The organism is Nocardioides dilutus, assembly GCF_054779555.1.
Genome location: NZ_BAAGYA010000001.1, coordinates 95842 through 116405, shown reverse-complemented (window position 1 = coordinate 116405; position 20564 = coordinate 95842). Strand labels below are relative to the sequence as shown.

General features: G+C 70.7%; 16 protein-coding genes. 15 read left to right on the top strand and 1 reads right to left on the bottom strand.

Features of this window, described 5'->3' with window-relative positions:
- Positions 1 to 9 precede the first annotated feature (9 nt).
- From ACYVC6_RS00580 to ACYVC6_RS00555, 6 genes are all read left to right on the top strand, one after another.
- Entirely contained in the window at positions 10 to 369 is a 360-nt protein-coding gene (locus ACYVC6_RS00580; RefSeq protein WP_460709874.1) for a sterol carrier family protein, read from the top strand.
- Positions 370 to 433: 64 nt separating this feature from the next.
- Entirely contained in the window at positions 434 to 7303 is a 6870-nt protein-coding gene (locus tag ACYVC6_RS00575) for an Ig-like domain-containing protein (protein ID WP_460709872.1), read from the top strand.
- Positions 7304 to 7330: 27 nt separating this feature from the next.
- A complete protein-coding gene (locus ACYVC6_RS00570) occupies positions 7331 to 7837 on the top strand; it encodes a phage tail protein (protein WP_460709870.1) in 507 nt (168 codons plus the stop codon).
- 10 nt (positions 7838 to 7847) lie between these two features.
- Entirely contained in the window at positions 7848 to 8357 is a 510-nt protein-coding gene (locus ACYVC6_RS00565) for a phage tail protein (RefSeq protein ID WP_460709868.1), read from the top strand.
- 8 nt (positions 8358 to 8365) lie between these two features.
- Positions 8366 to 8884 (top strand): phage tail protein, encoded by a 519-nt coding sequence (locus tag ACYVC6_RS00560; RefSeq protein ID WP_460709866.1) that lies wholly within the window; start codon positions 8366 to 8368, stop codon positions 8882 to 8884.
- A 1-nt stretch (position 8885) separates the two neighbouring features.
- Entirely contained in the window at positions 8886 to 9386 is a 501-nt protein-coding gene (locus ACYVC6_RS00555) for a GNAT family N-acetyltransferase (RefSeq protein ID WP_460709864.1), read from the top strand.
- 29 nt (positions 9387 to 9415) lie between these two features.
- Here the strand turns inward: ACYVC6_RS00555 and ACYVC6_RS00550 are convergent, their stop codons facing one another.
- Positions 9416 to 9730 (bottom strand): DUF6916 family protein, encoded by a 315-nt coding sequence (locus ACYVC6_RS00550; protein WP_460709862.1) that lies wholly within the window; start codon positions 9728 to 9730, stop codon positions 9416 to 9418.
- A gap of 35 nt (positions 9731 to 9765) precedes the next feature.
- Between ACYVC6_RS00550 and ACYVC6_RS00545 the strand changes: the two genes are divergently transcribed.
- The 9 genes from ACYVC6_RS00545 to ACYVC6_RS00505 all read left to right on the top strand — a co-directional run bounded on the left by ACYVC6_RS00545 (position 9766) and on the right by ACYVC6_RS00505 (position 20560).
- Complete coding sequence (locus tag ACYVC6_RS00545) at positions 9766 to 10149, top strand: DUF6916 family protein (RefSeq protein WP_460709860.1); 384 nt, start codon at positions 9766 to 9768, stop codon at positions 10147 to 10149.
- A gap of 28 nt (positions 10150 to 10177) precedes the next feature.
- Positions 10178 to 11536 carry a M20/M25/M40 family metallo-hydrolase gene (locus tag ACYVC6_RS00540; RefSeq protein WP_460709858.1) on the top strand — a complete coding sequence of 453 codons (1359 nt, stop codon included), beginning with the start codon at positions 10178 to 10180 and terminating at the stop codon, positions 11534 to 11536.
- Positions 11533 to 12897 carry a glutamate ligase domain-containing protein gene (locus tag ACYVC6_RS00535; protein WP_460709856.1) on the top strand — a complete coding sequence of 455 codons (1365 nt, stop codon included), beginning with the start codon at positions 11533 to 11535 and terminating at the stop codon, positions 12895 to 12897. The genes ACYVC6_RS00540 and ACYVC6_RS00535 overlap by 4 nt, the downstream gene beginning before the upstream one ends.
- A 125-nt stretch (positions 12898 to 13022) precedes the next feature.
- On the top strand, positions 13023 to 14102 hold the full coding sequence (locus tag ACYVC6_RS00530; RefSeq protein ID WP_460709854.1) for a hypothetical protein: 1080 nt from the start codon (positions 13023 to 13025) through the stop codon (positions 14100 to 14102).
- 98 nt (positions 14103 to 14200) lie between these two features.
- Positions 14201 to 16537, top strand: a complete 2337-nt coding sequence (locus tag ACYVC6_RS00525; RefSeq protein WP_460709852.1) for a molybdopterin cofactor-binding domain-containing protein — start codon at positions 14201 to 14203, stop codon at positions 16535 to 16537.
- Between the two features lie 12 nt (positions 16538 to 16549).
- Positions 16550 to 17029 (top strand): (2Fe-2S)-binding protein, encoded by a 480-nt coding sequence (locus ACYVC6_RS00520; RefSeq protein ID WP_460709850.1) that lies wholly within the window; start codon positions 16550 to 16552, stop codon positions 17027 to 17029.
- Between the two features lie 107 nt (positions 17030 to 17136).
- Complete coding sequence (locus ACYVC6_RS00515; protein WP_460709848.1) at positions 17137 to 17937, top strand: ABC transporter ATP-binding protein; 801 nt, start codon at positions 17137 to 17139, stop codon at positions 17935 to 17937.
- Positions 17934 to 18725 (top strand): ABC transporter ATP-binding protein, encoded by a 792-nt coding sequence (locus tag ACYVC6_RS00510; protein ID WP_460709846.1) that lies wholly within the window; start codon positions 17934 to 17936, stop codon positions 18723 to 18725. The genes ACYVC6_RS00515 and ACYVC6_RS00510 overlap by 4 nt, the downstream gene beginning before the upstream one ends.
- Complete coding sequence (locus tag ACYVC6_RS00505) at positions 18722 to 20560, top strand: AMP-dependent synthetase/ligase (protein ID WP_460709844.1); 1839 nt, start codon at positions 18722 to 18724, stop codon at positions 20558 to 20560. The genes ACYVC6_RS00510 and ACYVC6_RS00505 overlap by 4 nt, the downstream gene beginning before the upstream one ends.
- The last annotated feature ends 4 nt before the right edge of the window (positions 20561 to 20564 follow it).

The following is a 20564-nucleotide window of genomic DNA, read 5'->3' as shown; positions in this document are numbered from 1 at the left end:
GCTTGACCCGTGCCCGCCCGACTGCGTCCCGCGCCCGCTGCCGAGGTCGCGGCGGCGCTGGCACGGTGCGAGGGCGGTGAACCCGAGGCTCATGACCTGCGGCTGCTGACCAAGCACTTCCTCGCTGTGCTCGAGCAGCGCGCACCGGGGCGCTCGGTCGAGGTCCGGGTGCCGCCGTACGCCGCCGTGCAGGTCATCCCCGGGGTGCGGCACACCCGGGGCACCCCGCCTGCGGTGGTGGAGACCGACCCGGAGACCTGGGTGGCCCTGGCGACCGGCCGGCTGTCCTGGGAGGCCGCGGACGCGGCCGGGTCGATCACCGCCAGTGGCGAGCGCGCCGACCTTTCTTCCTACCTGCCGCTGTCCTGATGGGCCACCCCCATGGCCCGAAGGTGTCATGGTGGTGGGGCTCCGCCGGTGGAAGGCTGCGTGGGTGCACCTGCGCAGAGGGACCAGGGCAGCGCTCGTCGCTGCCGTCGTGCTCGTCGCTACCCCGGCCCTGACGCCTCCTGCCTCCGCGCAGCCAACGGTGGCGGCGCAAGCCGCAAGGGCCGGCGCCTGCACCATCGTCGGCACGCCCGGCGACGACGTGCTGATCGGCACCGACCGGCGCGACGTCATCTGCGGCCTCGGCGGGGACGACAAGATCCTCGGCCGCGGCGGTGACGACCTCCTGCGCGGCGGCGGGGGCAGCGATGTTGTGCGCGGTGGCCGGGGGGACGACCGGGTCGCCGGGGGTCGGGGCGATGACCGGGTCTTCGGCCAGGGCGGCGACGACGTCGTGCGTGGCGACAGCGGAGACGACAAGGTCGTGGGTGGTCCGGGCAATGACCGGATGGGCGGGTTCCGCGGCGCGGACGAGCTGATCGGGACCGACGGTCCCAGCACGATCGACACCATGAATTGCGGCCCGGGCCCGGATGTCGCGGAGGCCGACCCGGACGACGTGGTGATGCAGAACTGCGAGACCGTCACCCAGAACGACCCGCCCACCGACATCACCCTCGCTCCCTCGGCGATCTCCGAGAACGAGGCGATCGGGGCCGACATCGGCGACCTGACCGCCGCCGACCCCGACGCCGGCGACACGCATACCTTCACGCTGGTGCCGGGCGCCGGGTCGGCCGACAACCACCTGGTGCGGATCGACGGCGACAGCCTCGAGTCCGCGGTGAGCTACGACTTCGAGGCCGACCCCTCGCTCTCGGTCCGGGTCCGGGCGACCGACGAGGCCGGCGAGTTCACCGAGAAGGTGTTCACGGTCACGGTGACCGACGCCAACGACGCCCCGGTGGCCGTCGACGACGACGCCACCGCCACCGAGGACACGCAGCTCGACCTGCCGGTCTCGGGGGCAGGGAGCCCGGCGAGCAACGACACCGACCAGGACGGCGACCCGCTGACGGTCTCCGCGGTGTCCAGCCCGACGGGGGGCACGGTCTCCCTCTCCGGCGGCCAGGTCCACTTCGTGCCCGGCGCCAACCTGTGCGGCCCCGACGCCGGCACGTTCGTCTACACCGTGTCCGACGGGGTCGCACCCAGCCCGGGCACCGACACCGGCACCGTCACGGTCGACATCACCTGTATCGACGACGCGCCCACCGCCGTGGACGACGACCGGACCGTGGGCGAGGACTCCGGCGCCACCGCCCTCAACGTCCTGACCAACGACTCCGACCCCGAGAGCGACCCGATCGCCGTGACCGGGGCCACCGACCCGGCCAACGGAGGCACGACCTTCACCGCGGGAGACGTCAGCTACACGCCCGACGCCGACTACTGCAACGACCCTCCGCCGTTCGACACCTTCACCTACACCGTCAACGGCGGCGACACGGCGACGGTGCGGGTCACGGTGACGTGCGTCAACGACGCGCCCGTGGCCGTCGACGACGACCGCACCACTCCTGAGGACACGCCGCTGCAGGACCCGGTCACCGGCGCCGGCAGCCCGGCCGCCAACGACACCGACGTGGACGCCGGCGACACCCTGACCGTGACCTCGGTGACCAACGCCGTGGGCGGCACGGTCGACATCGCGGCGGGCCAGATCACCTTCACCCCGGCGGCCAACTCCTGTGCACCGACGCCCGCGTCCTACGACTATGTCGTCTCAGACGGCAACGGCGGCACGGACACCGGCAAGGTCACGGTTGACGTCACCTGTGTCAACGACGCCCCGGTGGCCAACGACGACAGCCGGACGGTGGCCGAGGACTCCGGTCCGACGACGTTCGTCACCCTGCTGACCAACGACACCGACGTCGAGTCCGACCCGATCACGATCACCGGTGCGTCCGACCCGGCCAACGGGTCGACCTCCTTCACCGCGAACGACGTGACCTACACCCCCGACGCGGACTTCTGCGGGGCAGACTCCTTCACCTACACGGTCAACGGTGGGGACACCGCGACGGTCTCCGTGACCGTGACCTGTGTCAATGACGCACCGGTCGCGGTCGACGACTCGGCGAGCGTTGTCGAGGACGCCGCGGCCGGCGCGGTTGACGTGTTGGGCAACGACGACGACGTTGAGGGCGACCCGGTCACGATCAGCTCGGCGTCCGACCCGGCCAACGGCGCGGTGGTGCTGACCGGTGGTACGTCGGGGGCGCACACGGGGCTGACGTATGCGCCGGACGCGGACTACTGCAACGACCCGCCGGGCACCATTCCGGACACGTTCACCTACACGGTCAACGGTGGTGACACCGCGACGGTGTCGGTGACGGTGACGTGTGTCGACGACGACCCGACCGCGGACGACGACACCGCGACGGTGACGTTGAACGATCCGGCGACCGCGGTCGACGTGCTGGCAAACGACGACGACATCGACGGTGGGCCGATGGCGATCGCGTCGGCGTCCGACCCGGCCAACGGGACGGTGGTGCTGACCGGTGGGACGCCTGGCGCGCACACCGGGCTGACCTACGAGCCCGACACCGGCTACTGCAACACCGACCCGGTCGGGCCTGCGGACACGTTCACCTACGCGTTGACCCCGGGTGGGGACACCGCCACCGTGTCGGTGACGGTGACCTGCGACGTGCCGCCAGTGGGGGCCGACGACACCGCGACGGTCGCCGAGGACGCCAACCCGACCGCGATCGACGTGCTGGCCAACGACAGCGACGGCGGCGACGGCGGGGTGAAGGCGATCGCCTCGACGACCCAGCCTGCCGACGGCACCGTGGTGCTGACCGGTGGCACGCCGGGCGCGCACACCGGGCTGACCTACGAGCCGGACCCGGACTACTGCAACGACCCCGGTGCGGCCCCCGATGACACGTTCACCTACACCCTGACCCCGGGCGGCGACACCGCCCAGGTGGCCGTGACGGTGACCTGTGTCAACGACGACCCCAATGCCGACGACGACGCGGTCACTGTGGCCGAGGACTCCGGGGCCACCACGGTCGACGTGCTGGCCAACGACGACGACGTGGAGGGCGACCCGATCACCGTCACGGGCGCCACCGATCCGGCCAACGGGTCCACGACGTTCACCGCGGCCGACGTCAGCTACACCCCCGACCCCGACTTCTGCGGCGCTGACTCCTTCGACTACACCGTCAACGGCGGTGACACCGCGACGGTGTCGGTGACGGTGACCTGTGTCCCGGACGCCCCGAGCCTGGTCAACTCGGCCGGGACGACCACCTACACCGAGGACACCGCGCCGGTGGCCGTGGACGGCACCGTGACGATCTCCAACCCCGACGGCCTGGACATCACCGCCGGCAGCGTGACCCTGTCCGACGACCTGCCCGGGGACGTCCTGGACTGGACCGACAACAACCCCGCCGACTCGATCGTCGAGGGCACCTCGACCGCGTTGCAGGTCAACCTGACCGGCACCGGGACCGCGAACCAGTGGGAGGCCGCCCTGGAGGCGGTCACCTTCGCCACCCCGAGCCAGAACCCGTCCGGCGCGGACCGGACCGCGACGTTCCAGGTCACCACCAGCGCCGGCTCGCCGACCGACACCAAGCTGGTCGACGCCGCCAACGTCGACGATCCCCCGACCGCCGACGACGACGCGGAGACGGTCCTGGAGGACGCGGCCGCGACCGCGGTCCCGGTGCTGGCCAACGACGACGACGTCGACGGCGGCCCGATGACCATCGCCTCGGCCACCCAGCCGGGCAACGGGACCGTGGTGCTCACCGGCCCGGTCGGTGCCCACACCGGGCTGACCTACCAGCCGGACCCGGACTACTGCAACGACCCGCCCGGGACCACTCCGGACACCTTCACCTACACCCTTGACGGCGCCTCGGCGGATCCGACGGCCACGGTCTCGATGACGGTGACCTGTGTCAACGACGCCCCGGTCGCGGACGACGAGAGCTTCAGCGGGACCAGCAGCGCGATCGGCAACACCTCGCTGGTCGTCGACGACCCGACCGACGGCGCACCGGACCCGGCCGGTCCGCAGCGGACCGTCACCGGCGACATCCTCGACGGCGACACCGACATCGACGGCCCCAACCCACTCGTCATCACCAGCACCGGGACCTTCGCCACGAACGACGGAGGTTCGGTGACCCTCGAGGCGGACGGGGACTTCACCTACGTCTCCGACCCCGCGGACAGCTGCAACGACGCCAGCGACTTCTTCGACTACACGATCAGCGACGGCAACACCCCGACCGCCGGCACCGACGTGGGCCGGGTGACCATCGCGGTCACCGAGTGCGTCTGGTACGCCGATGCGGGTGCAGGAGCGGGCAACGGGACCTCCGCGTCGCCGTTCAACAACCTGACCGCGGTCAACGGCGCCGGCGGCGCCGGCGACCTCGACGGTGCCGACGACTACCTGTTCCTCTACGGGGGCGGCGCCTTCTCGACCGGCATCATCCTCGAGACCGGCCAGCGCCTCTTCGGCCAGCCGCAGGGACTGACGGTGGACGGGACCGCTCTCGAGGCGGCGACCGGGACCCGCCCCAACCTGTACAACGCGACCGTGGGCGCGGCCGGCATCACCCTCGCCAACGGATCCGAGGTCAGGGGTGTCAACGCCGGCCAGGCGGGCACCGCGAGCAGCTTCGGGATCCGGGGTGTCGGCGTCACCACGTCCACGGTCGGTGCGAACGTCGGCATCGTCGACAACAGCATCGGCTTCGGTCTGCAGGGCTCGGCCGGCGGGAACGTCTCGGTGGCGGCGACCATCTCCGGCAACACCGGCGCCGCGGTGTCGGTCCAGCAACGGACCTCCGGGACGGTCACGGTCAGCGGCGACGTCACGGCCTCCGGGTTGAACTCGACCGTCGAGGCAGTCAACAACGCCGGCGCCACGATCGACATCACCGGCAAGCTCGACCTGTCCGGTGCTGCCCAGACGGCGCTCGACCTGCGCCAGGGCGGGACACTCAGCGTGACCAACGCGGCCAACACCATCACCGGGGTGACCGGTGGGCTCGCCACCGCCGTGAACCTCGACGGCGTGACCATCGGCGCCGGCGGCGTGACGCTCAACACCGTCAGCACCGCGGGCGGTGGTGCCGCCAACGGCATCCTCGTCAACAACGTGACCGGGACCGGGGCGGTCACCGTGGGCGGAGGCACGCTGACCACGAGCACCCGTGGGCTCGATGTCAACGGCGGCACCGGCAACGTCACCATGGGCAACGCATTCGAGCCGACGGCCGGGCGCTCGGTCGAGGTCACCGGCCACACCAGCGGCACCGTCGACGTCAACGGTCCGGTCAACGACGACGCCAACGGCATCAACCTGACCGGCAACACCGGCGCCACCATCCGCTTCGACGGGGGCCTGGTTGCCTCCACCGGCACCAACGCCGCCTTCAACGCGACGGGTGGCGGCACCGTGGTCGTCACCGGTGCAGCCAACACGCTGACCACCACGACGGGAACGGCACTCAACGTCGCCAACACCACCATCGGAGCCGACGGCCTCACCTTCCGCAGCATCTCGTCCAACGGAGCCGCCAACGGCATCGTCCTCAACACCACGGGCGCGACCGGAGGCCTGACAGTGTCCGGCAACGGCGGCTCCTGCATGTCCGCCGTCGCCTGCACCGGCGGCGCGATCCAGAACGCCACCGTCGCCGTGTCGTTGACCAGCACCCGGGACGTGGCGATCGACCGGATGTTCATCCAGAACACCAGCGACAGTGGGGTCAAGGGGACGACCACGACGAACTTCGCGTTCACCAACGGCAGGATCGACAACTCCGGCACCGGGTTGGGGGCCGAGACCTCGAACATCGGGTTCAACACCACCGCCGCAGGGACCGAGAACAACCTGTCCGGGGTCGTCACGATCACCGGGAACACGCTGACCAACGCCTACTACCACGGCATCGACATCTTCAACTTCAGCGGCACGATCTCGAACGCGACCATCTCGAACAACACCATCACCAGCACCACGTCGACCGCGACGTCCAAGGGTGGCGGGATCCGCCTGGTCGGGTTCGGCTCCGCCAGCACCATCGCGAACATCACCACGGCCACGCTCAACGCCAACACCGTGTCCAACTTCCCGAGCGGCTCGGGGATCCAGGTGCAGGCCGGCAACGGCAACCTGGGCGGCGGCAGTCCGGCCGGGACCTACGGATCGGCCGGCAGTCCCATCGCCTTGACCAACAACGTGGTCTCGGGGCAGAGCGCGGCCAACCGGATGGGCGCGTTCGGCCTGGCCGCAGCGGTGAACGGCAAGGGAACCGGCTTCTACAACATCACCGGAAACTCGCTGAGCAACACGTTCGGCACCGCGTTGTCTGTCTCGTCATTCGGCTTCGCGACTACGACGGCGACGGTTGCCAACAACACGATCGTGGCCAACAACGCAGTCGGGTCCCAGGGCATCGGCGCCGGAACCGGAGCGGTGGTGGCCTTCAACGAGACCCCAACGCTGAACATCACCGTGACCGGGAACGCCATCAGCCAGACCGACGGCAACGGCATCCTCCTGGTGGCCCGCGACAGCGCGGGCACCCTCAACGCGGGCGTTCGCAACAACAACGTCGCCGCGCCACTCGGCGGACTGCGCCCGGGAATCAGGGTGGACGCCGGCAACGCGAACAGCACCGACGACGCCGTGTGTCTCGACATCTCCGACAACACCAGTGATGGAACCGGTGGTGGCACCGAGGGCATCGGCTTGCGCAAGCAGGGCACGGTGGCGGGCACGAACGACTTCGGCATCGAGGGCATGGGGGCCACCGCCACACCAGGGGTGGAGGCTTACGTCAATGGCCTGAACCCCGCCGCCAACGGGACTCTTCTCATCTCCGCCACCAGCGGATTCAGCAACTGCAGCAGCGCGCCATGAGGCCGGACATGAGAAGGAGCGTCCACGATGGCTGAGCCATTCCTGTCGGAGATCCGGCTGATGAGCTTCGTATTCGCCCCGAAAGGGTGGGCGCTCTGCAACGGACAGCTCCTGCCGATCAACCAGAACCAGGGGCTGTTCTCCCTGCTGGGCACGACCTTCGGAGGCGATGGCCGGGTCAACTTCGCCCTGCCCGACCTGCGCGGCAGGGCGCCGATCCATGTCGGGAGCGGCCACACTCTGGGCGAGAGGGGCGGTGAGCAGGCGCACACCCTCTCGATCGCCGAGCTTCCCTCGCATGTGCACGCGTGGAACGCCAGGTCGTCATCGGGGACCGCCAACACGCCGGACGCCTCCTCGCTGCTCGCCTCGTCGACGGGGGACAACGCCTGGGGGCCCGCCTCGAACCTGGTGGCCATGAGTCCCGGCACCGTCCAGAACACCGGAGGCAGTCAGGCCCACCTGAACATGCAGCCGTTCCTGGTCCTCAGCTTCTGCATCGCTTTGCAGGGCATCTTCCCGTCCCCGAACTAGGTAGAGGCTGATGGCACAACCGTATGTTGGAGAGATCCGGATGTTCGCGGGCAACTTCGCGCCCGCGGGCTGGATGTTCTGCGAAGGGCAGCTGTTGCCCATCTCTGAGAACGAGACCCTGTTCCAGCTCATCGGGACGACGTACGGCGGCGATGGTGAGTCGACGTTCGCGTTGCCGGACCTGCGTGGCCGGCTGCCGCTGCACCAGGGGAACGGGTTCATCCTGGCCGAGACGGGGGGCGCGGAGGAGGTCACCCTGACCGTCAACCAGATACCGGCGCACAGCCACCCCGCGCTGGGCTCGACCAACACCGGAACCGGGACCCAGGCGTTGAACAACGTCCTGTCGAACCTGTCCGGGGCGACGAGCTCCGCCTACGGCACGGACAGCCCGCAGACCAACATGTCCGCGCAGAGCGTCGGACCTGTAGGTGGCAGCCAGCCGCACACGAACTTCCAGCCGTATCTCTGTGTCGACTTCATCATCTCGCTGTTCGGGATCTTCCCGAGCCCCACCTAGGAGCGGGCATGGCAGACCCATTCGTCGCCGAAATCAGGATCTTCCCCTTCAACTTCGCCCCCAAGGGCTGGGCGTGGTGCGACGGGCAGCTCCTGCCCTTGTCGCAGAACACCGCCCTGTTCTCCCTGCTCGGGACGACCTACGGGGGCGACGGCAAGAGCAACTTCGCGCTGCCGGATCTGCAGGGGCGGGCGCCCATGCACCCCGGTCAAGGTCCCGGGCTGTCGTTGCACGACCTCGGCGAGACCGGAGGCTCGGAGACGGTCACGCTGCTGGAGAGCGAGATCCCCTCCCACAGCCACGCGGTGCGCGCGTCCGCCGCGGACGCCACCACTCGCGTCGTGTCGGGGCAGCAGCCGGCCACGGGCATCGGTGTCGGGCTGTACGGACAGCAGCCGGGGGATGTGACGCTCTCCCCGAACGCACTGGCGCCGGCCGGGGGCGACCAGCCGCACAACAACATGCAGCCCTACCTGACCTTCTACTTCAACATCGCGCTCCAGGGCGTCTTCCCGCCGCGCACCTGACATGTCGACCTCCTCCGACGCCGCCACCGCCCCGACCGGCCATCTGGACCTCCGGCCTGTGCGAGCCGACGACCGGGCGTTCCTGGTCGCGCTGTACGGCTCCACGCGCGATGCCGAGCTCTCCCAGGTCGCCTGGGAGCCCGGTCAGCGCGAGGCGTTCATCGAGATGCAGTTCGCCGCGCAGGACGTCCAGTACCGGGCGCACAACCCGAACGGCGCGTTCGACGTGATCGAGGTGGACGGTGAGCCGGTCGGAAGGCTCTACGTCGATCGGCGGCCCGGCGACATCCGGATCGTCGACATCTCGGTGGTCCCGCAGCGGCGCGGCGCCGGTATCGGCAGTCGGCTGATCGGCGGGCTCCAGGAAGAAGCGGCGGCGACGTTCTCCTGCCTCAGCATCCATGTCGAGGTCCACAACCCCGCGGCGACGCTCTACGAGCGCCTCGGGTTCGTCGAGGTCTCGGAGCGGGGGGTCTACCGGCTCATGGAGTGGCGGCCATGATGCGCTGCCGACGACGACGGGGCCACGACCTAGGCGAACGCCGCCTCGTACCGCACCCCTGCCGCGTCGCTCCCGATCGGCACCAGGAACAGGTCGAGCTCGCCGAGGGTGTGGTGCGTCAGCTGCCGGATCCCTTGCTGCATGGGTGCTCCGGGAGGTCCGCGGAACACCAGCGAGAACTGCCGCCGCTCCTGGCCGTCGGGTCCTGGGCCGCCGGCCTCCAGGCCCTCAGTCGCCTCGACCAGCTCGATCTCCGTACGGTCGGCGCCGTCGGCCGCGACCACGAAGGTGTCGCCCACCCGGCCGGCGAAGTCGGCACAGGTCAGCCACTCGAGTCCAGCCACACCGCGATGCTATGCCTACTCCAGGGGGATCACCGATGACCGACCTGTCCCGTCGATCGCTGCTCGCCGCGGGGGCGTGGGGTGCGGCACTGTCGCCGTTCCTCGGCACCGGTGTCGCGAACGCCGCCCGGCCGCGTGCGTACTCGCGCAAGCGCTTCCTGCCCCTTCGCCGCAAGCGGTTCCGGTTGAGCGGCCCCGGCGGCGCCTGGAGCGCCCGCCTGGTGGAGATCTCCGACCTCTCGAGCGTCCAGGCGGGCGCCGACCAGGCGTTCGGACTGACCTTCCGGGCCAAGCGACGTGGGCCCGAGCAGGGAACGTTCACCATCCAGCGCCACAGGTTCGCGGCGATGTCCTTGTTCATGGTCCCGACGGACGCCCGCAGGCGGACGTACTACGCCGTGGTCAACCGGACGCGCTGAGCTCCCCCGCACGCCCTAGGGTCGACCCATGAACGACCCCACGACCGAGTCCGTCCGGACAAAGGTGCGCGGACTGATGCCCGCCCTGCGCCGCGACCTCGAGGACCTGGTGCGCATCGAGTCGGTGAGCGCCGACCCGGCTCGCACGGCCGAGGTCTGGCGGTGCGCCGACGCGGTGGCTGACCTGTTCCGCGCGGAAGGCTTCGCCGACGTCGACATCGTGAGCGCCAACGGCGGCGGTCCCGCGGTGCTCGGATACAAGCCCGGGCCGGAGGGGGCGCCGACGGTGCTCCTCTATGCCCACCACGACGTCCAGCCGGAGAACGACCACGCCGACTGGGACAGCCCGCCCTTCGAGCCCACCGAGCGCGGTGACCGGCTCTACGGCCGCGGTGCCGCCGACGACAAGGCGGGGATCGCCGCACACCTCGGGGCCCTGCGGGTCTTCGGCGACGACCTGCCGGTCACCGTGAAGATCATCGTCGAGGGCGAGGAGGAGGTCGGCTCGGACACTTTGCCGACCCTCCTCGCCGAGCACCGCGACAAGCTCGAGGCCGACGTCATCGTGATCGCCGACTCCGGCAACTGGGACATCGGCGAGCCGGCGCTCACCACCAGCCTCCGCGGCCTGGTCCGGATGTACGTCGAGGTGCGCACGCTCGACCACGGCGTTCACTCGGGCATGTGGGGCGGGGTCGTCCCCGACGCGCTGATCACCCTCTCCCGGCTGCTGGCCACCCTCCACGACGACGCCGGCAACGTCGCGGTCGAGGGCCTGGTCGGCGGCCCGGCCGCGGACGTCACCTACCCCGAGGAGCGGGCCCGCTCCGAGAGCGGCATCGCCCAGGGCGTGGGGTGGATCGGCGACGGCACGATGGTCGAGCGGCTCTGGACCAAGCCCTCGCTCAGCGTCATCGGCATCGACGCCCCGGTCGCCCAGGGGGCGAGCAACACGCTGGTGCCCAGCGCCCGGGCGTTCGTGTCGCTGCGGATCGCCCCCGGCGACTCCACCGCCAACGCCACCGAACGGCTCCGCGAGCACCTCGAGCAGCACGTCCCGTGGGGTGCCCAGGTCATCTGCACCCCGGCCGACAAGGGGGAGCCGATCGTGATCGACGCGACGGGTCCGGCCTTCGACGCCGCGCGGGCGGCGTTCACCGAGGCCTGGGACGGCACCGAACCGGTGGACATGGGGGTGGGTGGCTCGATCCCGTTCATCGCCGAGTTCCTCGACACGTTCCCCGAGGCCAGCGTGCTGGTCACCGGCGTCGAGGACCCGGACACCCGTGCCCACGGGGCCAACGAGGGCCTGCACCTCGCCGAGTTCGAACGGGTCGTGGTGGCCGAGGCCCTGCTGCTGCGCAACCTCGGAGGCCTCACGCATTGACGACTGCACGGCCGCTCATCGGGGAGCGCTACCACCTCTTCGGGATCGCCGGCCGTGGCATGGCACCGCTGGCGCTCGCGACGCGCCACCTGGGGGCGAGCGTCACCGGCTGTGACCGTCGCGGCCAGGAGGAGACCGATGCGGCACTGGCCGCGGCCGGCCTCGACTACGAACGGGAACACTCCGAGACCCACGTGGAGCCCGGCGTCACCTTCGTCGCGACCTCGGTGGCGCCGCCGGACGAGCCCGAGATCCTGGCCGCCGAGCGGGCGGGCGGGGTGCTGCACCGCACGGACCTTCTCGCCCGGGTGCTGGCCGCGCGCCCCGGCGCCGGGGTGACCGGCAGCCACGGCAAGGGCACCGTGACCGCGCTCGCGGCGGCGGCGATGGACGCCGCCGGGCTTGATCCGCTGGCCATCGTGGGGGTGACCGTGCCCGATCTCGGCGGCATGGTGAGGCTGGGTGCGGGCCCGACCGTCGCCGAGGTGGACGACTCCGACCTGAGCCTCGCCCGGGTGGGCACCGAGGTGGCGGTCGTGACCAACCTCGACGACGACCACCCCCACCTGCCGAGCTCGCTCAGCCAGGCGGTGGCGGGCGTGGGCGGGTTCGTGGCACAGGCGCGGCGTCGGGTCGTCCTGGGACCCTCCCCGCGCAGTGAGCGGTTGGCGGCGTACGCCGAGGCGGAGGTGTGGCGCCACGGACGGGACTTCTCGGCGCGCACGATCTCCACCGATGCCCAGGGGACCCGGCTCGCCCTCACCGGCCCGGACGGGACCCGGGTGGCCGCCCTGGTGCGGCTCCTCGGCCCGCAGACCGCGGCCAACGCCTCGCTCGCGTTCGCGACGGCGATCGCGCTCGGCGCCGACCCCGAGGCGGCTGCTGCGGGCCTGGAGAGGATCGGCACCCTCAGGCGGCGCCTCGAGCCCATGGGTGTCCGGGACGGCGTCCGGGTCTTCGACGACTTCGGCGCCAAGCACCCGGCCTGCGTCCGGGGCGGCATCGAGACGCTGCGGCGGCACTTCCCGGACGTACGGATCATCGCGGTGTTCGAGGCCTACGGGCCCTACCTCGCCAGGTGGGGACGGCGGTTCGCCAGGGCGCTCAGCCAGGCCGACCACGTCGTGGTCGCCCCGGCCGTGTTCTCCGCTGACTACGCGGCGGGAGCCCGCTTCGACGAGCGGTGGACCGACGCGTGCACGGGTGCTCCGGTGCTCGTCACCGGTCGGGCGGAGGCAGCGAGAACGGCGATGGGCCTGGCCCGCCCCGGCGACGTCGTCGTCTCCTTCGCCCAGATCGGGACCGGGCGCGAGACGGCTCGGCTGGCGCTGGGCCAGGCCGCGCCGCAGGCGGGCACATGAAGATTCTGATGACCAACAACTCCCTCGCGGCGCGCGGCGGGAGCGAGAGCTACCTCGAGACCGTTTCGTCGGAGCTCCGGAGGCTCGGCCATGAAGTCCTGTTCTACTCTCCGCACTGTGGGCTTGTGGCGGAGCGTCTGCGACGAGGGGGCTTCGAGGTCCACGATGAGGTCTCCGGCCTGCTGTCCGACATCGATGTCATCCACGGTCAGCACACCAATGTCGTTGCCCGCGTGCGCGAGCGGCTCCCGACGCATCCGCTGGTGTTCGCGACCCACTCGTGGGCGATCTCCATCGAGGACCCGATAGCCGAGCTCGGTGCCGGCGCCTACGTCGCGTTCAACGAGCTCACCCGCCGACGTCTCGCCGCCCACGTCGCGACGACCCGCGCGGAGATCGTGCGGCTGACCCAGCCGGTCGAGGTGTCCTTCGCCGACGGCGCCCGTGAACCCGTCGCCGCGACGCCGCGGCGGGCGGTCGCCGTCTCCCGACGGATGGCCACCGTGACCACCCGGCTCGCGAAGGCCTGCGCCGACCTGGGCATCGACTTCCACAGGATCGGCGGCGAGGACGCAGAGTCGCCGGACCCCCGCCAGGACATGCTGGAGGCCGACATCGTCTTCGCGATCGGACGCACCGCCCTGGAGGCCATGGCTGCGGCCCGCGCCGTCGTCGTCATCGACGAGACCGCGCTCGGTGGCTGGGTGAGCACCTCGTCGTACGCCGCCCTCGAGGCCGACGGGTTCACGGGAGCCGGGCTCGGCGACACCGCCGACGTCGACCTGGCGGAACTGCTTGGGCGCTACGACCCGGACCTCGGCACACAGGCCCGCCGTCTGGTGGTCCGGCACCACGCCGCCCAGCGCCACGCGGCGGCCCTCGTCGAGCTCTACGCCGCCGTCGCCGACTCTGCGGCGACCGCGATCAGCCCGAGCACGGTCGCCCTCCTCGCCCAGGACCGGTTCGCCCTGGAGAACCGCGCGGTCACCGCGGAGTGGGAGGTGGCCCGTCTACGGGGCGAGGTCCGTGGGCTCCGCGACGAGCTCGCCGGGCGACTTCAGGAGCGCGAGCACCTGCTCGCCCGGGTGGAGGGCCTCGGCGGCCGGCTGCGCCGGGCCAGGTCCCGGGCACGGAGGTTCCGCCGACAGCGCGACCGGGCGCGGGAGGCACTCGCGGCCGCGGTGAGGCGAAAGCGGAGGACTTGACATCTCACCTCGCTGAGTAAAGTGACCCTCGTCACTGCGGTGGCGTTTCACGGGGAGTCATTCGGGGACCCTCCGGCGAGACCCCTCGGGAGGGTCACATGTCGGTGCAGGAGATCGGCCGGGCAGGCGCACCCGACGACCCGGTCAGCGGCGGCATCGGTCGCCGCAGCTTCGTGGGCTACGTCCTCGCCGGGACGACGCTGGTGGCGGCGGCCGACCTGACGCTGGGAGCGCCGGCTCGCGCGGCGGGACCGTCGGGCCCGCAGGTCGCCGAGCTCTACGACCTCAACGACTTCATCACCGACTCGTGCCGACCGACGGCCAACCTGATCACGATCACGGTGCGCGCCGACGGCACGGCGCACTTCGCACTGCCGCGCTCGGAGAACGGGCAGGGCATCATCACCTCGACCGCGATGATCATCGCCGAGGAGCTGGACCTCCCGGTCGGCAAGGTCGTGGTCACCCTGGCCGACGCGCGGCCCGAGCTGCTCTTCAACCAGCTCACCGGCGGTTCGACGACGACCACCTCGACCTACACCCCGATCCGGGTGGCCGCCGCGGTCGCCCGCAGCGCGCTACTCGACGCCGCGGCGGTCGTGCTCGGCGACGAGACGGCCAACCTCGTCGCCAAGGGCGGGGTCATCCAGAACCGGTCCGGGCAGAGCGTCACGTACGGCGAGCTCGCCGAGGCCGCCGCGGCCAGCGAGACCCGACGGTCCGAGGTGACGCTCAAGGAGGCGTCCCAGTTCAGGGTCATCGGCACCGGCCAGCCCCGCACCGACGCCCGCGACGCCGTGACCGGTAGGAAGACCTTCACCACCGACCTCAAGGTCAAGGGCGCGCTGCCGACCATGGTCTGTCGCGCCCCCACCCTCAACGGGACTCCCAAGCGGCTGTCCAACAAGGCCGAGATCCTCGAGATGCCGGGGGTCAAGGACGTCGCGGTCGTCGACACGGGCGTCGCGGTGCGGGCCAGGACCTTCGGGCAGTGCATCGACGCGATCCGGGCGATGAAGGTGGAGTGGCGCCCGGGACCGGTGGCGGGCCAGTCCGACCCGGACATCCTGCGCGAGCTCCGGGCGGCCGAGCTGCCGATGGCGCCCGTCCCCAGCAACCCACTCGCACAGACGATCGAGGGCGACTTCGTCTTCTACTTCCGCAGCAACTCGGCCCTGGACCCCAACGCCGCCGTCGCCGACGTCCGTGCGGACCGGGCCGAGGTGTGGTCGGCGCTCAAGACCCCCATCGCCGCGCAGGCCGCGATCGCCGCGGCGGTCGGCCTCCCTCAGGACGCGGTCAAGGTCCACGTCGTCCAGGGCGGCGGGTCGTTCGGGCGCCGGCTCTTCTTCGACGCCGCCCTCGAGGCGGCCAAGATCAGCAAGGCGATGGGCAAGCCGGTCAAGCTCATGTGGCACCGCGCCGACGACGCCCGGGTCGGCCGTGTGCACCCGATGGCCACCAGCAAGGTCCGGGCGACCTACGCCGGTGACCAGCTGCTCGCCTTCCAGCAGAGCCACACCAGCGTCGAGACCGACTACCGGCACGGACTGGGAGAGGCGCTCACGGCCATGGGGGCCGACGCCCCCGCGGGGATCGGCAATCTCAGCTTCGCGCAGGGCATCTTCGCGATGACCACGCTGCTGCCCTACGACTTCGCGGTGAAGTCGCAGCAGATCAACGAGGTCGACGACAGGTTCAACACCGGCAGCATGCGCAACATCTACTCGCCGGACGTCCGCACCGCGGGAGAGCTCATCATCGACCGGATCGCGGCCTCGATGAACCTCGATCCCTACGAGTTCCGACGGCGACACCTCAGCGACGAGCGTGCCCTCGGGGTGCTCGAAGCGGTCGCGAGCGCCGGCCGCTGGGGGCGCCGGATGCGCCCCGGCACCGCCCAGGGCATCGCCATCCACGTCGAATACAAGGGCGCCACCGCTTGCCTCGTCGAGATCGACTGCCGTGCCAAGACCGTCCGTCGGGAGATCCGGGACGGTGTCGGGGGCCCCCGGGTGACCCGGGTGACGTTCGCCGTCGACGCCGGCCTGCCCATCAACCCGCGCGGGCTGGAGGCGCAGATGCACGGCGGGATCAACGACGGGATCGCGCAGGCGCTGACCTCGAGCATGCACCTGCGCGACGGCCACTTCCTCGAGGCCAGCTGGGACAACTACTTCTACACACGGCAGTGGAACACCCCACCCGAGGTGCGGGTGATCGTCATGCCGCCCACTACGGGGGTGCCGGGTGGAGCGGGCGAGGCCGGGGTGGCCGCCAGCATGGCGGCGGTCGCCTGTGCCTATGCGCGGGCCACCGGTCGGATGCCGACCTACTTCCCGATCAATCACCACGACCCGCTGCAGTTCAAGGTCAAGCCCTTCGTCCCACCCGTCCCGCCCTCGCCGGTCAACGGCCTCAAGAAGACCTACTGAGGAGCAGCGGACATGCCCAAGCAGACCTTCATCCTCAACGGCAAGACCGTCACCGTGAACGTCAACGACGACGTCCGGCTCCTCTGGGTGCTGCGCGACGTGCTCGGGGTCACCGGGCCCAAGTACGGCTGTGGCATCAACGTGTGCAAGGCGTGCACCTCCCACATCAACGGCAAGGCGTTCAACCCCTGCGCGGTCCGGGTGGGTGACCTCGACAGGACCGACGAGGTAACGACGATCGAGGGCTTGCCGAAGACCAGCCCCGGCAAGGGCCTGCACCCCATGCAGAAGGCGTGGCTCGAGCTCGACGTGGCGCAGTGCGGCTACTGCCAGCCCGGCCAGATCATGGCCGCCGTCGCGCTTGTCAGGAAGACCCGCCGCGAGGGTCGCAGGATCTCGGACAAGGACCTCGACGGCATCCGCAACATCTGCCGCTGCGGGACCTACCCGCGGATCCGCGAGGCCATCGAACGGGGCGCTCGACGCATGTAACGATCCCGACCAGGTGCACCGTCGGTCAGTGACGACCGTCACATCTGGCCCTAGGGTGCCGGTACAGCACGGCTCTGTTTCTCGAAGGGTTCTCGGAAGGACCGCGCATGCTGCGTGCCAGCAACCTCGAGGTCGTCTACGACGATGTCGTGCTGGCCTTGCGCGGTGTGAGCCTCTCGGTGCCCGACGGCGGGATCGTCGCCCTGCTCGGCTCCAACGGCGCGGGCAAGACGACCCTGCTGCGGGCGCTGACCGGCCTGCTCGACATCCACGACGGCGAGATCACGAAGGGCTCGGTCAGTCTCGACGACCGGGCCATCCACCGCTGGCGTCCGGAGCGGGTGGTGGGCGCCGGCGTCCGTCAAGTGCTCGAGGGGCGCCGGGTCTTCGTCGAGCTCAGCGTCGAGGACAACCTCAAGGTCGGCGCCCACACCGCTCGCGCGGGAATGCGGGACAACCTGGACCGGATCTACGAGATGTTCCCGCTGCTGGCCGACCGGCGGGCCAAGACGGCCGGCTACCTGTCCGGCGGTGAGCAGCAGATGCTCGCCATGGGGCGCGCCCTGATGTCCGACCCGCGCTTCCTGCTCCTGGACGAGCCGAGTCTGGGCCTGTCCCCCAAGCTCGTCGAGCAGGTCCGCGACGTCATCGTCGATATCAACCGCTCCGGCACCGGGATCCTGCTGGTGGAGCAGAACGCGACGATGGCGCTCAGCATCGCCGGTCACGGCTACGTCATGGAGACCGGCCGCATCGTCCTCGACAAGCCGGCCGAGGCACTGCTGCGTGACGACGACGTCCGGGAGTTCTACCTCGGTCTCCACCCCGACGAGGGCGGCCACGACGGAGCTCGCCGCTCGTTCCGCGACGTCAAGCACTACCGGCGCAAGAAGCGGTGGTCGGCGTGACGTCACCCCACGACACCCCTGTCGTGTCCGTCCAGGACGTCCATCTCTCGTTCGCCGGGGTCAAGGCGATCGCCGGCGCCACCTTCGAGGTCCAGCCCGGAGAGCTGTTCGCGATCATCGGCCCCAACGGCGCGGGCAAGACCTCGATCTTCAATGTCCTCTCCGGTGTCTACCGGCCGCAGCGCGGCAGCGTCGAGTTCCTCGGGGAGGACATCCTCGGCGAGCGTCCGCACCGGATCGCCGCCCGCGGCATGGCCCGGACGTTCCAGAACATCGCGCTGTTCCAGCACCTCACCGTCCTTGACAACCTCATGCTCGGACGGCACCAGCACCTCGGCTACGGATTCCTCTCGGCGTTCGTCTGGCGCGGCCGGGCCCGCGCCGAGGAGCTCGCCAACCGCCGGGTCGTCGAGGAGATCGTCGACTTCCTCGAGCTGGAGCAGTGGCGGGCCCTGCCCGTCGGCCTGCTGCCCTACGGCGTGCAGAAGCGCGTGGAGCTGGGGCGGGCCCTCGCGATGGAGCCCAAGCTGCTGCTGCTCGACGAGCCGGTGGCCGGCATGAACCTGGAGGAGACCGAGGACACCGCCCGCTACATCCTCGACATCCGCGACGAGCTCGACGTGCCGATCCTCATGGTCGAGCACGACATGGGCCTGGTCATGGACCTGGCCGACCGAGTGATGGTCGTCGACTTCGGGGTGCCGATCACCACCGGCCCACCCGAGGAGGTCCAGCGGCACCCGGACGTCATCCGGGCCTACCTCGGCCAGGAGGTGGCGGGCCAGTGACCGTGTCGAGTCCGGTGACCCGGATCCGCGCGCACGCCGAGTCGATGCCGGGTGCGGTCGCGCTGCGGGACAAGGACCTCGGCATCTGGCGGGAGTGGACCTGGGCCGACTACTGGGACCAGGTCCAGCTGGCCGGGCACGCGTTCCTCGAGCTCGGTGTCGTCCCCGGTGACCGGGTCGCGATCCACTCCGAGAACCGCCCCGAGTGGCTGGTCGCGGACATGGGTGCCCTGGCGGTCCGGGCCGCGTCGGTGGGCATCTACCCCACCAACCCGGCCGCGGAGGTCGGCTACCTCCTCGGCGACTCGGGCGCCAAGGTGCTCGTCGCCGAGGACCAGGAACAGGTCGACAAGGCGTTCGCCGTGCTGGGGGAGTGCCCGGACCTCCAGCGCGTCGTCTACCTCGAGCCGCGCGGCATCCGGCACCGGTACGACGACCCCCGCCTGCTCAGCTGGCCCGACTTCCTCGACCTCGGCCGCAGCCACCGCGAGCGGCACCCGGACGCGCTGTCGGAAGTGCTCGCCGGTCAGCAGCCCGACGACCTGGCGACGCTGATCTACACCTCGGGGACGACCGGCCCGCCCAAGGGGGCGATGCTCACCGTCGCCAACGTCGAGTTCGCGATCAAGATCCTGATCGAGGAGGGGGCCTTCACCGACCCGCCCCCCGGACCCAGCGACCTGACGCTGTCCTACCTCCCCCTCTCCCACGTCGCCGAGCGCATCTTCACCACCTGGTTCAACGCGGCCGCCGGCACGCAGGTCAACTTCGCGGAGTCGATCGAGACCGTGCCGCACAACCTGCGCGAGGTGCAGCCGACCATCCTCTTCGGGGTCCCGCGGATCTGGGAGAAGCTGCTGGCGGGCGTCGAGATCAGGCTGTCCGGGGCCACCTGGTTCAAGCGCAAGGTGGCGGCGTTCTGGCTGGGCGTCGCCGACGGCATCGGTGAGCGGCTGGTCGAGACCGGCGGCCGGCACACCGCCGGGACGAGGCTGCGCTACGCCATCGGTCATGTGTTCTTCTTCAGGGCCCTCAAGGACCGGCTGGGGATGCGCAAGGTCCGCTACGCCGCCTCGGGTGCGGCCCCGATCGCCCCCGAGGTGCTGCGCTTCTTCATGGGGATCGGCGTCCCCATGCACGAGGTCTACGGGATGACCGAGAACACCGCGGTCGCCACCGGCAACCGCCCGGGGCGGGTCAAGCTCGGCACCGTCGGTGAGGTCCATCCCGGCACGGAGCTGCGGATCGACGAGGAGACCGGCGAGATCCTCACCCGGCACGCCGGTGTGTTCGCCGGCTACTGGCGAAACGACGAGGCGACCCGGCAGGCCGTGACGGAGGATGGCTGGCTGCACACCGGCGACGTCGGCGAGTGGGTCGGCGGCACGCACCTGCGGATCACCGACCGGATGAAGGACATCATCATCACCGCGGGCGGCAAGAACGTCTCTCCGTCGATGATCGAGAACGCGCTCAAGGCCTCCCCGTTCATCAGGGAGGCCATCGTGATCGGCGACGGCCGCAGGTTCCTGTCCGCCCTGATCGGGATCGAGCTGGACACGGTCGGCGAGTGGGCGCAGCGCCGCCAGCTCGGCTACAGCACCTACCGCGACCTCAGCGAGAAGCCAGAGGTCGTCGAGCTCGTCGCCGGCATCGTCAAGGAGGTCAACTCCCGCTTCGCGACCGTCGAGCAGGTCCGCGAGTTCCGGCTGCTGCCCAAGGAGCTCGACCACGAGGACGGCGAGCTCACCGCCACCCAGAAGGTCAAGAGGTCCGCGATCTCGCGGATGTTCGAGGACACGGTCGCCGACATGTACGCCGGCGCCGGGCGGTGACGGG

What these genes read in the sequence shown, in the direction of transcription:
- ACYVC6_RS00565 (WP_460709868.1), top strand. Translation starts at nt 7,848, where the DNA reads ATGGCACAACCGTATGTTGGAGAGATCCGGATGTTCGCGGGCAACTTC.
- ACYVC6_RS00555 (WP_460709864.1), top strand. Translation starts at nt 8,886, where the DNA reads ATGTCGACCTCCTCCGACGCCGCCACCGCCCCGACCGGCCATCTGGAC.
- ACYVC6_RS00545 (WP_460709860.1), top strand. Translation starts at nt 9,766, where the DNA reads ATGACCGACCTGTCCCGTCGATCGCTGCTCGCCGCGGGGGCGTGGGGT.
- ACYVC6_RS00525 (WP_460709852.1), top strand. Translation starts at nt 14,201, where the DNA reads ATGTCGGTGCAGGAGATCGGCCGGGCAGGCGCACCCGACGACCCGGTC.
- ACYVC6_RS00515 (WP_460709848.1), top strand. Translation starts at nt 17,137, where the DNA reads ATGCTGCGTGCCAGCAACCTCGAGGTCGTCTACGACGATGTCGTGCTG.
- ACYVC6_RS00520 (WP_460709850.1), top strand. Translation starts at nt 16,550, where the DNA reads ATGCCCAAGCAGACCTTCATCCTCAACGGCAAGACCGTCACCGTGAAC.
- ACYVC6_RS00570 (WP_460709870.1), top strand. Translation starts at nt 7,331, where the DNA reads ATGGCTGAGCCATTCCTGTCGGAGATCCGGCTGATGAGCTTCGTATTC.
- ACYVC6_RS00560 (WP_460709866.1), top strand. Translation starts at nt 8,366, where the DNA reads ATGGCAGACCCATTCGTCGCCGAAATCAGGATCTTCCCCTTCAACTTC.
- ACYVC6_RS00540 (WP_460709858.1), top strand. Translation starts at nt 10,178, where the DNA reads ATGAACGACCCCACGACCGAGTCCGTCCGGACAAAGGTGCGCGGACTG.